The following is a 14,080-nucleotide window of genomic DNA, read 5'->3' as shown; positions in this document are numbered from 1 at the left end:
AGACCGCCGGCGAGACACCGATGCAAGGTGACGCCTACGAGCTGATGCAGGCCGCCCTGTTCGAGGACTACCGCCGGCTCAAGTCGACCCAGTCGATGGAGCGCAAGGCCGAGATCAAGCGCGAGATCCTGCCCAAGTACGCCGACTACGTCACCGGCGTACTCGAGGCAGGCCAGGGCGCCCAGGACGACGTGCTGATGCGCGTCATGCTGTGGCGCATCGACGCCGGAGACATCGCCGGCGCCGTGGCCATCGCCCGCTACGCCCTGGCCCACGACCTCAATCCGCCCGATCAGTTTGAGCGCTCCACCGCCGCCATCATCGCCGAGGAAGTCGCCGACCAGGCTCTCAAGCGCCTCGACGAGGAAGGCATCGACACCCTGAACCTGCTCAAGCAGCTGATCGACGTCGAGATCCTGACCCGCCAGGCAGACATGCACGACCAGGTACGCGCCAAGCTGTTCAAGGCACTGGGCTACACCCAGCGCGCCGCCGGCCAGCTGGTCGAGGCTCAGTCCAGCCTGGAGCGCGGCCTGGCACTGAACGACAAGGTCGGGGTGAAGAAGGACCTCGAACGCATTGAGCGCCAGATTCAGCAAGAAAACACCAAGCAACAGAACGCAGGCGGTCAGGGCGCCCCCCAGAACGGGGCCTGACGCCGCTACCGAGTCGCACGCCGACGTCAGGGGGCGCCGAGTGAGAGCAGGCCGAAAGCAGACCCGCTCGCAGCCCGGCCCACCCCCTTCTTCGACGGCATTTGAGAACACTCGCCATGTCACTGATTGCCTACAACGCCCCGACCAACGAAGCACCGGCGAAGTCCATCGAGAACAACGGCTTCTGGCCAGCGCTCGAACCCCAGGACTACCGCGCGGCCGAGCGGGTCGACGGCAGCATCACCGATGCCCGGGTGGGCATGGCGCTGCGCGTGGCTATGGCCGACATCAATCGCCAGTTGGCGAACTGGCAGCAGGATCGCCAGGCCAGTGGCAGCACCACCATTGATGACGTCGAAGCACCCGACTGGATGCCACCGAACAGCTACGCCCTGCTCTACCGCCGGGCGGTCTACGCCACCGCCACGGCCTCACTGATGGAGCGCTACCGCGACCACAGCGCCACCGGAGATGGCGACGAGCGCGGCGAGGGCAAGGACCTGGCCGCCGACGACTACCGCCGCGATGCGCGCTGGGCGGTCAGCGAGATCCTCGGCAAGGCGCATACCACGGTGGAGCTGATCTGATGCCCAAGGTCCGCACCCAACAGGACGAGACGCTGGACGGCCTGTGCTATCGCGTATTCGGACGCACCGGCAGCGTTACCGAGCAGGCCCTGGAGCTCAACCCTAGTCTGGCGGATCTCGGCCCCCTGCTGCCCCAGGGCCTGCTGGTCACCCTGCCCGATGAACGACAGACCGCCCCCCTTCACGCCGACACCCTGCAACTCTGGCGCTGACCATCACGAGGAACCCATGGCCGAACCAAGCACTGCCACCGCCGTCGCCACCGCTACAGGACTTGCCGCCCTGATCGGCTGGTTACCCGGCGTCGACGCCAATGCCGTCATCGGTGCCTTCTGTGGCGCCACGCTATTCGTGATCAGCGCCAAGGAGCTAGGGCTGTTCGAGCGCTTCGTCTATCTGTTGATCTCTTTCGCCATCGGCTACCTGAGCGGGCCGGCCTTGCTCGGCGACATGCTTGAGCACAGCGCTGTCTCAGCCTTCATCGCCGCCGCCGTCACAGTGACTGCCGGACTGCGAGCTATCGAGGGAGTCAAGACCCTTGATCTCAAAGCCTGGCTGGGAGGGAGGAAATGACCATCACCGGGATCATCACGCTGATCGCCGCCTTGTTGATCATCCTGCGCCTATTGACCTATCGCCGGCGTGGCCGCCGCTATCGCCCTGGCGTCGGCGTCGCCGCTTGGGCCTGCATCGCCGGCTGCACCGTCGTCATCGCCCGAATTCTGGCCACCGGATCGCCGGGCAGCGCCTGGCTTGTGTGCCTGCTACCACTCGCTGCCACCCATCTGCTGATGACTGGCGGCAACCTCGCTCATCTGTTTCGTGTTCCGTGGAGGTCCTGATGCGCCAGTTCGCCGCCCTACAGGAAAAGAGCCTATTCATCTCCGCCGGCCATAGCGACAGCGACCCTGGCGCAGTAGGCAATGGTCATACCGAGGCCAACATCGTCCTCGAGTTCCGCGACCTACTGGCCGAATACCTCGGCGAGCGAGTCATTGTCGACAAGGACGGCACCGATGGTAAGAACCTGCCGCTTCGCGATGCGGTAGGCGCCGCCAAGGCACACGACCTGGCCGTCGAATTTCACTGCAATGCCGCCGCAAGCCAGGCCGCCACCGGCGTCGAGACGCTCAGTGCCGGCCACCACTACCCGCTGGGCAATGCCCTCTGCCACGCCATCGCTGATGCCCTGGGCATCGCCAACCGCGGCGCCAAGGGTGAAGCCAGCGGGCAGCACAGCAGGCTGGCCTTCATCAGTCAGGGGGGTGGCGTCATCGTCGAGCTGTTCTTCCTGAGCAACAAGCGCGACCTGGCCAAGTACATCGCCAACCGCCGTCGCTGTGTCGAGGCAGTGGGTGACGTTCTGATCAATGAGATCTGCGCTCCTGCCCTGGAATATTCGGCATGACCCGGATCCGTCTGCTCGCAGCTGTCCTGATGCTGGCCACCACCGCCACCAGCGGCTGGCTGGCCCGGGGTTGGTTTGAAGACAGCCAGCGCCTCACTGCCCAGCGCGTCATCGAACAGTCCATCGCCGCCGCCATGGCGCGCGAGTCCGAGATCGCCAGTGCCGTCGAGGCCAGGCTGGCCGAACTCAAGGCCAACGAGCGAATCATCGATCGAGGGATCATCCGTGAAATCGAGAAGCCCATCTATCAGCGCGTTTGCCTTGAGCCTCGCCTTGTCCGGCTGCTCAACGCCGCCGCCGCCGGGCGCGCCCCCGCTGCAGCAGACGTTGCTGACGCCATGCCCAACGACACTGCCACCGCTGACTGACGGCACCGCCCGGGATGTGGCGTTAACGCTGCGCGACTGGGCCAATCAGTACCACGGCTGTGCCACCCGTCATAACGGCCTGATTGATGTGTTGAGTGAAACCAATGGGAGGCCAGAGTGGAGAAACTGATATCGCTACGCGACCACCTGCTCGGTGCCGTCGCTGAGCTCAAGCACAATCCCGATAAGCTGCTGACCTTTATCCAGGATGGCAGGGTCGCCTTTCACCGTGGCCAGCACCTAAGCCACGAGTACCGGGTCCCCGCCCAGCTCGTCATCACCGACTACAGCGGCACCCTCGATACGGTCATGATTCCCCTGCTCCAGTGGTTGTCCCGCTACCAGCCGGACCTCGACCCTGACGAGGCCGTCACCATCGAGGCCGAGATTCTCGACAACAAGCGCTGGGATCTGGCCTTGACCGTCCAGCTCACCGAGCGGGTAGTGGCCCTGGTGGACTGCGACGCGGGTCATATCAACGTCGAGCACCGCATGCCCGAATACCCGATTGATCCCTGCCCGACAGACGCCTGGCAGATGAACATCAAGGGACCAAGCGACCAGGACTACCAGCTGGCCGCCGAGTGGTCATCGGACTGAGGGCGAACGGCATGACCAACGACCTCCAGGCGCTGGAAGACTGGGTCACTCCACTGCTCGACAACCTCAGCTCGAAGGAGCGCCGCGCCCTGGCACGCCGAGTGGCCCAGGCGCTGAGGCGCTCCCAGCGCGAGCGCATCAAGGCCCAGCAGAATCCCGACGGCTCCCCCTACGCACCGCGCAAGCCACAGCGACGCGCCCAGAAGGGTGCCATCCGTCGTCGCCCCATGTTCGCCAAGATCCGCACCGCCAAGTACCTCAAGGCCCGCGCCCAGGGTGACACCGCAGAGGTGGGCTTTGTCGGCCGCGTGGTCCGTATCGCTCGAGTCCACCAGGACGGGCTTCGCGCCAACGTGGACCGCGACGGCCCCCGCGTGACCTACACCCAGCGGCGCCTGATCGGCTTCAGCGACGCCGATCGGGAGCTGATCCAGGACACCGTGCTGCGCCATCTGACCGGTGCTCACTGACCGCTTGGTCATAGCGAGGTTGTGACTCGTCCGGCTCACAACGCCCCGGTATGGCAGTCACCACCACAGCGCGCAACGATGCCCGCATGACACCCTCTCGCCCTCTCCATGGTGCCGCCGAGCTGCTGCGCCTGATCCACAACCTGATCCGCTTCGGCACCATCGCCGAGGTGGATCATTCCCGTGCCCGTGTCCGGGTGAAGAGCGGCGAGCTGCTCACCGCCTGGCTGCCCTGGATCGAAAGCCGCGCCGGCACCACCCGAGACTGGGACCCGCCCACCACCGGCGAGCAGGTGGTGCTGTTTTCCCCCGGCGGTGATCCGTCCGCCGGCGTGGTGCTGACCGGCGTCTTCTCGCAACAGCACGCAGCGCCGTCAGACAACGCCGGCCTGTGGCGGCGCGAGATGCCGGACGGCGCCGTGCTGGAGTACGACCACGCCAACAGCCACCTGAACGCTGACCTGCCCGGCAGTGCCACCATCACCGCCCCCGGTGGCGTGACCATCAACGCCAACGTAACGCTCAACGGACGCGTGACCATCGCGGGGGACGGCGTGACCCACAACGGCAAGGACATCGGCGACAGCCATCGCCATGGTGGCGTGGAGTCTGGGCCCAGCAACACGGGAGTGCCGACATGATGGACGCCGCCACCGGGCGCCGGCTCGACTATCTCGACCATCTGCGCCAGAGCGTCACCGATATCCTGACCACCCCGCTGGGCTCCAGGGTCATGCGGCGCGACTACGGCTCACTGCTGCCCGAGATGATCGATCGCCCGCTGACCGATGCCACCCTGCTCCAGGTCTACGCCGCCACGGTGATGGCGCTGATGCGCTGGGAACCGCGCCTGCGCGTCACAGCTGTACGCACCAACGTCAGTACCACCAGCCCCGGGCGGGTCGTGCTCGACCTTGAGGCCCAGACCCGTGAAGGCGAGCCCGTGAATCTGGAGGTGCCGCTGGCATGAGCACCATCGATCTGTCCCAGCTACCCGCTCCCCAGGTCGTCGAGTCGCTGGACTTCGAGGCCATCCTGGCCGAGCGCACCGCCGCCCTGCTCGCGCTGGTCGGTGACGAGCGCCGCGCCGAGGTAGAGGCCACCCTGGCACTCGAGAGTGAGCCTCTGACCAAGTTGCTCGAGGAAAACGCCTACCGCGAGATGATCTGGCGACAGCGGGTCAATGAAGCGGCCAAGGCGGTGATGCTTGCCTACGCAAGAGACGCTGATCTCGACCAGATTGCCGCCAACTTCGAGGTGGAGCGCCTGGTGGTCAGCCCTGGTGATCCGAACGCCACGCCACCGGTTGCCGCCGTACTGGAAAGCGACGATCAACTGCGCCTGCGCGCCCAGCGGGCCTATGAAGGGCTCAGCGTCGCCGGGCCCCGTGGCGCCTACGAGTTCCATGCTCTGTCCGCCGATGGCCGGGTGATGGATGCCAGGGCCACCAGCCCGAGCCCGGCGGTGGCCATCGTCACTCTGCTGTCGTCCGAAGGTAATGGCATCGCCAGTCAGGAACTGATCGACCTGGTCGACGCGGCTCTCTCCGCCGAGGACATCCGCCCGGTGGGTGATCGCCTCACGGTGCAATCCGCCACCATCGTCGACTACAACGTCGACGCCACCCTCTACGTCTATCCCGGCCCCGAGCAGGAGCCCATCCTGGCCGCCGCCGAGGCTGCCCTGGCCAGCTATATCGGTGAACAGCGTCGCCTTGGCCGCGACATCCGCCGCTCCGCGCTACATGCGGCACTTCACGTTGAAGGCGTGCAGCGGGTGGAGCTGACCGCCCCGGCAACTGACGTGGTGCTCGACGTCACCGAGGCCGCCCACTGCACCGGGACCAGCGTGATCATCGGGGGCAGCGATGAGTAGCGCCGAGCGTATCCGCCACCTGCTGCCCGCCAACGGCACCGCCCTGGAGCGTGCCGCAGCCGAGGCGCTGGCCGAGATCCAGCGCGTACCGGTACCGCTGCGCGACCTGTGGCGTCCCGAGACCTGCCCCGCCCACCTGCTGCCCTACCTGGCCTGGGCCTTCAGCGTCGACCGCTGGGACCCAACCTGGACGGTGGCCACCAAGCGCGGCGTCATCGCCCAGGCGTTCTACGTCCACCGCAAGAAGGGCACCATCTCGGCCCTTCGCCGTGTCGTCGAACCGCTGGGCTACCTGCTCGAGGTCGTGGAGTGGTGGGAGACCAGCCCCGAGGGAATCCCCGGCACCTTCGCCCTACGTATTGGCGTGCTCGACACCGGCATCACCGATGGCATGTACCAGGAGCTCGAGCGTCTGATCGACGACGCCAAGCCGCTGACGCGTCACGTCATCGGGCTGGATATCGCCGGCGAGAGCCGTGGCCTCACCCACGTCGGTGCGGCCATCTACGACGGCGACGTGACCGAGGTCTATCCCTTCGCCCCCGGCGACATCGAAACCACCAGCCCCTTCTTCGTCGGCGCCGCCGTCCACACCATCGACAGCGCCACCGTCTTTCCTCTCTAAGGCCGAACATCAGGAGCCCGACCCATGCCCCAGTTCTACACCCTGCTCACCGATACCGGTCAGGCAAAGATCGCCAACGCCGTGGCCCTCGGCACCCAGATCGAGATCACCCAGATGGCCGTGGGCGACGGTGGCGGCAACCCGGTTACCCCGGATTCGAGCGCCACCGCCCTGGTCAATGAAGTCCGCCGCGCTCCGATCAACGCCGTGCAGACCGATGACGACAACCCCACCTGGATCGTCATCGAGCAGGTGCTGCCGCCCGACGTCGGCGGCTGGACCATCCGCGAGGTTGGGGTGTTCGACGCCGCAGGCGACCTGATCGCCATCGGCAACCTGCCGGAGACCTACAAGCCGGTGCTGGCCGAGGGCTCCAGCCGCACCCAGACCATCCGCGTGGTGATGGAAGTCAGCGACACCGCAGCGGTGACACTGAAAGTCGACCCCAGTGTGGTGCTGGCGACGCGGGAGTATGTGGATCAGCAGCGACTGGACCATGAGCAAAGCCGGAATCACCCGGCGGCGACAACGACCGCCCTGGGTTTCGTGGAAAAGGCGACGATAGCCGAGGCCAAGGCAGGGGCTGATGACAAATTCCCAGATGCAGCGGGCGTCAAGGCGGCTATCGCTAACTCCCGAGCGGATGATCAGTTTGCCAACTATGACGCTTCTCGTACCTATACAACCGGCGAGATCGCACGCGGTAGCGATGGCACGTTCTATGAGTTCTACGACCGTGACCAAGCCGGCACTGTTCAGGGTGTCGATCCAACCAAAAGCGCAAACCGGCCACATATTTGGATGGAATGGCATGGTGTGCGCCCAGGTAGCGTCATCGAATGGCGATCGACGACGCTCCCGGAGGGTTATATCGAGAACGATGGTGCGGCAATTAGCCGAAACCACTATCGGCGTATATTCAGTGCCTTTGGCACTACCCATGGTTCCGGAAATGGAACTACCACATTTAACCTTCCAGACGACCGTGGCGAGTTTAAAAGAGGCTGGGACCATGGTCGTGGCGTGGACACAAGTCGAAACCTGGCAGCACATCAAACCGACGCTCTCGGTAGCCACCGGCATACCCTGCCAACAGGACAAGGCGAGCTATCAGAGAGCAGTGGTATTTGGGGAGTTGCGGATCCTTACTGGCAGCAAACAACATCGTTTAACACAAGTCCTGACGTTGGTGAAACTGCTTGGACTGGCTATACCGGAAGCCCCCAGGAAACCCGGCCACGCAACAACGCCGTCGTCTACCTGACCAAGATATAAGGAGCCCACCAATGCGTATTTGGGATATCCACCCCGTCGACGGAACTGCCATCGATCCAGCCGGCCGTGACTGCCCTATTGATCCAATGAGTGGGCAACCGAAGGTGCCAGGTAGTGCGATGACTGAAGCCCCACCTTCGGTAGGGGCACACGAGGCGGCGAAGGTTATCGACGGTTCCTGGCAGGTCGTACCGGACTGGCGCGGCCACGAATACTGGCTGGCGGATGGAACTCACCACGAGATCAACGAACTGGGCGTAGAGCCGCCGGCCGAAGCGCTGGACAAAGCACCACCTGCGCCAATAGAGCAGCTCGCCACCCAAGCCCTCTCCCGCATCAACTCGGGCTACCAGGCTGAGATGGGTCAGATTCTCGACGACTACCCCCAGGCCGAGACGCTGACCTTCGACAAGCAGGAGCGAGAGGCTCGCCAATGGCAGGCAGACAACAGCGTGGCCACACCCTACATCGACGCCATGCTGGTCGAACGACCCCTGGACAAGGCCGAGTTGGTGGGGCGAATCCTGGCCAAGGCGGATGCGTTTACTCAGGCCAGCGGCATGGCCACCGGCAAACGCCAACGACTCGAGGAGGAGGTAAAGGCTGCCCTGGAAGCCGAGGACCGCGACGCCTTGGAAGCCATCGACTGGTAGCAATATCCCGATCGCTATCGCTTCTGCCACGGGCGCCCTGCCACTGTAACCCTACCGGGCGTTGTGACCTCCCCCTGTCACAACGCCCGCTCGTTGAGCCCCCTCCACCCTCCCGCGCAGCATGACACCACGTCATGCATCGACCCGATATTCCCTGCGCAGGAGCCTCACCCATGGCCCAGGACTACCATCACGGCATTCGTGTCGTCGAGATCAACGAGGGCACCCGACCGATTCGCACCGTTGCAACAGCGGTGATCGGCCTGGTGGCCACCGCGCCGGATGCCGCCCCCGGCGTCGCCGCCAGCACCACCGTCAACTTTGCCGCTGCCAATACCGGCATCACCTACACCGCCGCCGGTGCCGGTACCGACGGCAACGCCATCCGTGTGCGCTACCTCGACCCGGGCACCGCCTCCGCCACCCTGGCCGTCAGCGTCTCCGGTAGCGACATCACCGTCAGCCTCGCCACCGACACCGAGGGCGACCTGGTCAGCACCGCTAGCGAGATCGTTACCGCAGTCAACGGCGAGGCCACCGCCAGCGCCCTGGTCACCGCCGCCGAGGCCGAGGGCTCCAGTGGCGCGGGCATCGTATCCGCCACGCCCTTCACCAGCCTGACCGGCGGCCAGGATGAGCCCTTCCCGCTCAACACTCCGGTGCTGATCACCGACATCCTCGCGGCCCAGGGCAAGGCCGGCGCCGAAGGCACCCTCGCCCGCTCCCTGGCCGCCATCGCGGGCCAGGCCAAGACCCTGGTGGTGGTCGTGCGGGTGGCAGAAGGCAGTGATGCCGCCGAGACCAAGAGCAACGTCATCGGCGGAGTGGACGCCAGCGGTAAGAAGCTCGGCCTGCAGGCCCTGCTCGCCGCCGAACAACGCTTTGGTGTCAAGCCCCGCGTGCTTGGCGTACCGGAGCTGGACGACGCCGACGTCGTCAGCGAGCTGATCGGTGTCGCCCAGAAACTACGTGCCTTCGTCTACGCCTCCGCCTTCGGCTGCACCACCAAGGAAGAGGCGGCCATGTACCGGGAGAACTTCGGTGCCCGCGAGGTGATGGTGATCTGGCCAGACTTCACCGGCTGGGACACCGCTACCCAGAGCACCCGCAACCACCCCGCCGTGGCCCGGGCGCTGGGCATGCGCGCGCGCCTCGACAACGAATTCGGCTGGCACAAGACGCTCTCGAACATCCCGGTCACTGGTGTCACCGGCATCAGCCGCGATGTGTTCTGGGACCTGCAGGACCCGGCCACCGACGCCGGCTATCTGAACAGCCACGAGGTCACCACCCTGATCAATCGCGGCGGCTACCGCTTCTGGGGCTCGCGCACCTGCTCGGTGGATCCGCTGTTCGCCTTCGAGAACTACACCCGTACCGCCCAGATCATCGCCGACACCATCGCCGAGGCCCATCTCTGGGCGGTGGACCTGCCGATGCACCCAAGCCTGGTGAAGGACATCATCGAGGGCATCAACGCCAAGTTCCGCGAGTGGAAGCGCCTGGGCTACCTGATCGACGGCGTCGCCTGGTTCGACCCGGAGATCAACACCCCCGAGGTGCTCAAGGCCGGCAAGCTTTACATCGACTACGACTACACCCCGGTGCCGCCGCTGGAGAACCTGATGTTCCAGCAGCGCATCACCGACCGCTACCTGATCGACTTCGCCGACCGCGTCGCCGCCGCCTGATCGCCGGGCTCAGCGAAATGCCCAGTTAGGAGAACCCCATGCTTCCCAAGATCCTCAAGGACTACAACCTGTTCGGCGACGGCCACAACTGGCAGGGCCAAGTGCCCACCGTCACCATCCCCGAGCTCGCCCGCCGCATGATCGAGTACGAGGGCGGCGGGATGGATGGCCCGGTCGAGGTCGACATGGGCCAGGAACTCATGACGATGACCTGGACCACCGGTGGCCTGGTCGTCGATGGCCTGTTCGACAGCTTCGGCTCCCCGGTGCATGACGCCGCCCTGCTGCGCTTCACCGGCAGCTACGAAAGCGACGAGACCGGCGAAACCGTGCCGGTCGAGATCGTCGCCCGGGGCCGCCACAAGACCATCGCCATGGGCGAGGCCCAGAAAGGCGACAAGTCCGACTGGGAGATCACCACCACCCTCACCTACTACAAGCTCGTCATTGATGGCGAGACCGTCATCGAGCGCGACGTGCCGGGCTACGTCTTCACCGTGCGCGGCGAGGACCGCCTCGCCCAGCGCCGCGCCAACCTCAACCTGTAACCCAGCGCCGCCCCCGGGCGGCGCTGGCATTCACCTGACTCAGACCCACAGGACCCACCATGACCGACACCACCAACGTCGCCGAGCTGCCCAAGCCGATCACCGAGACCGTCGAGCTCGACACCCCGATCACGCGCGGCAAGACCACCGTCACCGAGATCCAAGTGCGCAAGCCCAAGTCCGGCGCCCTGCGCGGCGTCTCGCTCACCGACCTGCTGCAGATGCAGGTCGCCGCCCTGACCACCGTGCTGCCCCGCATCACCGAGCCGGCGCTGACCGAGGCCGAGGTGCGTGACCTCGATCCCGCCGACCTGGTCCAGCTCGGGGGCACCGTGGCCGGTTTTTTGGTGCCGAGGAAGACGCGCGAGGCGAGCGCCTAGCCATCCCCGAACGTGTGGACGACGCCATGGCGGACCTCGCCATGGTGTTCCACTGGGGCCCGCCGGAGATGGACACCATGAGCCTGGCAGAGCTCATGTCCTGGCGCGAACAGGCCCGCCGCCGCGTCGAGCCAGGGAAAGGTTGAGCCAGCCCCAACACCTGACCCACCCGCACCGCCACACTGCAAGGAACACCGATGGCCCGAGACCTCAAGCTGCAAGTCATCCTCGACGCAGTGGATCGGGCCACCGGCCCGCTGAAGAAGATCACCCAGGGCAGCGGCGCCACCGCAGAGGCCCTCAAGGCCAGCCGCGATCAGCTCAAGACGTTGGAACGCGCCCAACGCGAGCTGCGCGGCTTTCGTGACCTCAAGCGCCAGAGCGAAGACAGCGCCCGCGCCCTCACCGACCAGCAGCGTGAAGTCCAGGAGCTGACCCGCCAGCTCGAGCAGGCCGATGGTGCCACCGGCGACCTCACCCGCCGCCGTGCCCAGGCCATCCGCCAGGCCCAGCGCCTCAAGGAGCAATATCAGGCAGAGCAACAGCAGCTTCAGTACCTGCGCACCCACATGACCCGCGTCGACGGCGTGACCGGCAAGCTGGGCGACCAGCAGCAGGCACTGAGCCGCAAGATTCGCGACGCCAACGAGCAACTCCAGCGACAACAGCAGGAACTGGGCGAGGTCGCCCGCAAGCAACGCCAGGCCGCCGACGCGGCCCGTCAGTTCCACCGGGGCATGGGCCGGGCCGGACGCCTGATGGGCACCGGTGCCGGCGGCCTGGCCACTGGCGGCGCTTCACTCTACGGTGGCGCCCGACTGTTGGCACCTGGTGTCGACTACGGCGCCGCCATGTCCCGCGTCCAGGCCCTGACGCGCCTGGACAAGGACGACCCGCGCTTTCAGGCGCTCCAGGACCAGGCTCGCATGCTCGGTTCATCGACCTCCTTCAGCGCCACCCAGGCCGCCGAGGCCCAGGGCTTTCTTGGCATGGCGGGCTTCGATCCTGACGCCATCATCGCCGCCATGCCCTCGATGCTGGATCTCGCCAAGGCCCAGGGCGCGGACCTTGGGCGCACCGCAGATATCAGTTCCAACCTGTTATCCGGCTTCGGGCTTGATCCCGCCGAGATGACGCGCCTGGCAGATGTCATCACCGCCACCACCACCCGGGCCAACGTCGACCTGGAGATGCTGGGCGAGTCGATGAAATACGTGGCGCCGGTGGCGCGGGAGATGGGGCTGTCGCTGGAAGAGTCTGCCGCCATGGCCGGCCTGCTCGGCAACGTCGGCATCCAGGGCAGCCAGGCCGGCACCACGCTTCGCGCCATGATGCTGCGCCTGTCGGCCCCCACCGGAGCAGCCTCCGACGCCTTAGCGACACTCGGCATCAACGCCAAGGACGTAGAGGGAAATCTGCGCAACGTGCCCGAGATCCTCGCCGACGTGGCCAAGGCGACAGAGACACTCGGCAGCGCTGACCGGCTGGCCTACCTCAAGGACATCTTCGGCGAGGAACCCGCCGCCGGCATGGCGGAGCTGATCAACCAGCAAGGCGCCGCCGGCATCGAGGCATTCGTGGCCACCCTGGACCAGGCTGCCGGTGAGAATGCCCGTGTCGCCAAGGTTATGGCTGACAACATTCAGGGTGACTTGAAGGGCCTTAATAGCGCCTGGGAAGAGGTCGGTATCACCCTCACCGACACCAACGAGGGGCCCCTGCGAGATCTGATCCAGAACGTCACCAGTATCACCCGGGCCGTGGGCGACTGGATGAAGGCCAACCCCGAGCTGACCGCTCAGCTCGCCACCGCAGCTGCCGCTGTCGCCGGCCTGGTCGCCGTGGGTGGTGCCCTGACCCTTGCCCTGGGCGCCCTGCTCGGCCCCATGGTACTGACCCGCTACGGCCTGCAGATGCTGGGACTGAAAGGCGGCGCCTTCACCCGTGTGCTGGGCGCCCTTGCGGCCCGCGCCATTCCCACCCTGATCGGCGCCCTGCGCATGCTCGGTGCCGCCGCCATGGCCAACCCGATCCTGGCCACCATCGGCTTGATTGCCGCAGGCGCGCTGCTGATCTGGCAGAACTGGGACACCCTTGGCCCCAAGTTCGCCGCACTTTGGGAAGGCATCAAGGCCACCGCCGGCGACTTCTGGGAGTGGCTGAAAGCGACGGCTGCCTCCGCACGTGACCTGATCATCGCCGGCTTCACCAACTGGACACTGCCTGGCCTGATCCTCCAGCACTGGGACGCCATCAGGGCCAGCGGCGCCGAACTGTGGCAGTGGTTTCAGGACGCCCCCGGCAACGCCATTGAGGCGGTGGCCACCATGCTCAGCGACTGGGACCTGAAAGGTCTGCTCGAGGAGAAATGGACCGCCGCCATGGACTACTTGAAGAGCCTACCGGGGCGCATGCGAGACGCTGGGATGGATGTTGCCCGAGGACTCGGGGAAGGCATCAAGAACGGCGCCGTATCCGCCTGGGAGGCCGTCAGCGACGCCGCCAGGGGCACCGAGCACCGCGCCCGCTATGAACTCGACACCCACTCACCATCACGAGTGTTCAAGAGCATCGGCGGCGATGTGATGGCGGGGCTCGCCCAGGGTATCCAGGGCAGCGAGCAGGCGCCGTTGTCTCAGGTCACCGCCTTCAGCCAGCGACTGCGTCAGGCCGGCGCCGGCCTGGCCCTGGGTGCGGCCACCCTGCCAACCGTGGCCACCGCCGATATCCCGATCGACACCCGGCCTCCGCTGTCAGCTACCAGCGCTGGCAACGGCGTGATCATCCAGGGAGGCATCAATATCAACCTGCAGCCGGCACCTGGCATGGACGAGCAAGCCCTGGCCCGCTACGTGGCAAGCGAAGTCCGCCGCGCCCTGGACGAGGCCAGCCGCGACGCCGGCGCCCGCCAGCGCTCCGCCTTCCACGACATCGACTGACGCCC

Annotated in this window: 19 protein-coding genes and 1 pseudogene; all 20 read left to right on the top strand. The window is 66.1% G+C overall.

Going from position 1 to position 14,080, the window contains the following annotated elements; translation table 11 throughout:
• On the top strand, window positions 1-656 hold a 656-nt coding region (gene gpM / locus RBB39_RS18910), incomplete at its 5' end, for a phage terminase small subunit (RefSeq protein ID WP_306169295.1).
• A 116-nt stretch (window positions 657-772) separates the two neighbouring features.
• Window positions 773-1,243, top strand: coding sequence for a head completion/stabilization protein (locus tag RBB39_RS18905; RefSeq protein ID WP_306169294.1), 471 nt, complete (start codon window positions 773-775; stop codon window positions 1,241-1,243).
• The gene (locus RBB39_RS18900) at window positions 1,243-1,455 is read left to right on the top strand and encodes a tail protein X (protein WP_306169293.1); all 213 of its coding nucleotides are present in this window, start codon (window positions 1,243-1,245) and stop codon (window positions 1,453-1,455) included. Before RBB39_RS18905 ends, RBB39_RS18900 begins: the two co-directional genes overlap by 1 nt.
• A 16-nt stretch (window positions 1,456-1,471) precedes the next feature.
• Window positions 1,472-1,816, top strand: coding sequence for a putative holin (locus tag RBB39_RS18895; protein ID WP_306169292.1), 345 nt, complete (start codon window positions 1,472-1,474; stop codon window positions 1,814-1,816).
• Window positions 1,813-2,085, top strand: coding sequence for a phage holin family protein (locus RBB39_RS18890; RefSeq protein WP_045992855.1), 273 nt, complete (start codon window positions 1,813-1,815; stop codon window positions 2,083-2,085). The genes RBB39_RS18895 and RBB39_RS18890 overlap by 4 nt, the downstream gene beginning before the upstream one ends.
• On the top strand, window positions 2,085-2,651 hold the full coding sequence (locus tag RBB39_RS18885; protein ID WP_306169291.1) for an N-acetylmuramoyl-L-alanine amidase: 567 nt from the start codon (window positions 2,085-2,087) through the stop codon (window positions 2,649-2,651). The genes RBB39_RS18890 and RBB39_RS18885 overlap by 1 nt, the downstream gene beginning before the upstream one ends.
• Window positions 2,648-3,019 (top strand): hypothetical protein, encoded by a 372-nt coding sequence (locus RBB39_RS18880; protein WP_306169290.1) that lies wholly within the window; start codon window positions 2,648-2,650, stop codon window positions 3,017-3,019. The genes RBB39_RS18885 and RBB39_RS18880 overlap by 4 nt, the downstream gene beginning before the upstream one ends.
• Window positions 3,020-3,136: 117 nt before the next feature.
• Entirely contained in the window at window positions 3,137-3,619 is a 483-nt protein-coding gene (locus RBB39_RS18875) for a phage tail protein (RefSeq protein ID WP_306169289.1), read from the top strand.
• An 11-nt stretch (window positions 3,620-3,630) separates the two neighbouring features.
• Window positions 3,631-4,089: a phage virion morphogenesis protein gene (locus RBB39_RS18870; protein WP_306169288.1), complete on the top strand. Its 459-nt coding sequence runs from the start codon at window positions 3,631-3,633 to the stop codon at window positions 4,087-4,089.
• Between the two features lie 86 nt (window positions 4,090-4,175).
• Window positions 4,176-4,730, top strand: coding sequence for a phage baseplate assembly protein V (locus tag RBB39_RS18865; protein ID WP_306169287.1), 555 nt, complete (start codon window positions 4,176-4,178; stop codon window positions 4,728-4,730).
• Window positions 4,727-5,059: a GPW/gp25 family protein gene (locus tag RBB39_RS18860; RefSeq protein ID WP_306169286.1), complete on the top strand. Its 333-nt coding sequence runs from the start codon at window positions 4,727-4,729 to the stop codon at window positions 5,057-5,059. The genes RBB39_RS18865 and RBB39_RS18860 overlap by 4 nt, the downstream gene beginning before the upstream one ends.
• On the top strand, window positions 5,056-5,964 hold the full coding sequence (locus RBB39_RS18855; protein ID WP_306169285.1) for a baseplate assembly protein: 909 nt from the start codon (window positions 5,056-5,058) through the stop codon (window positions 5,962-5,964). The genes RBB39_RS18860 and RBB39_RS18855 overlap by 4 nt, the downstream gene beginning before the upstream one ends.
• Window positions 5,957-6,589, top strand: a complete 633-nt coding sequence (locus RBB39_RS18850) for a phage tail protein I (RefSeq protein ID WP_306169284.1) — start codon at window positions 5,957-5,959, stop codon at window positions 6,587-6,589. Before RBB39_RS18855 ends, RBB39_RS18850 begins: the two co-directional genes overlap by 8 nt.
• A 24-nt stretch (window positions 6,590-6,613) precedes the next feature.
• On the top strand, window positions 6,614-7,864 hold the full coding sequence (locus RBB39_RS18845; RefSeq protein WP_306169283.1) for a phage tail protein: 1,251 nt from the start codon (window positions 6,614-6,616) through the stop codon (window positions 7,862-7,864).
• Between the two features lie 119 nt (window positions 7,865-7,983).
• Complete coding sequence (locus RBB39_RS18840) at window positions 7,984-8,517, top strand: hypothetical protein (RefSeq protein WP_306169282.1); 534 nt, start codon at window positions 7,984-7,986, stop codon at window positions 8,515-8,517.
• A 635-nt stretch (window positions 8,518-9,152) separates the two neighbouring features.
• Window positions 9,153-10,208 (top strand): annotated as a pseudogene (locus RBB39_RS18835) (phage tail sheath protein); the annotation flags it as partial.
• Window positions 10,209-10,246: 38 nt separating this feature from the next.
• Complete coding sequence (locus tag RBB39_RS18830) at window positions 10,247-10,756, top strand: phage major tail tube protein (protein WP_108449103.1); 510 nt, start codon at window positions 10,247-10,249, stop codon at window positions 10,754-10,756.
• Between the two features lie 59 nt (window positions 10,757-10,815).
• On the top strand, window positions 10,816-11,136 hold the full coding sequence (locus tag RBB39_RS18825; protein ID WP_045992863.1) for a phage tail assembly protein: 321 nt from the start codon (window positions 10,816-10,818) through the stop codon (window positions 11,134-11,136).
• 26 nt (window positions 11,137-11,162) lie between these two features.
• Complete coding sequence (locus RBB39_RS18820; protein WP_306169281.1) at window positions 11,163-11,282, top strand: GpE family phage tail protein; 120 nt, start codon at window positions 11,163-11,165, stop codon at window positions 11,280-11,282.
• Window positions 11,283-11,333: 51 nt separating this feature from the next.
• Window positions 11,334-14,075, top strand: coding sequence for a phage tail tape measure protein (locus RBB39_RS18815; RefSeq protein WP_306169280.1), 2,742 nt, complete (start codon window positions 11,334-11,336; stop codon window positions 14,073-14,075).
• Window positions 14,076-14,080 lie beyond the last annotated feature (5 nt).

The organism is Halomonas sp. MMSF_3323, assembly GCF_030733595.1.
GTDB classification, from domain to species: domain Bacteria; phylum Pseudomonadota; class Gammaproteobacteria; order Pseudomonadales; family Halomonadaceae; genus Halomonas; species Halomonas litopenaei.
This window is presented reverse-complemented; position numbering and strand designations above follow the sequence as displayed.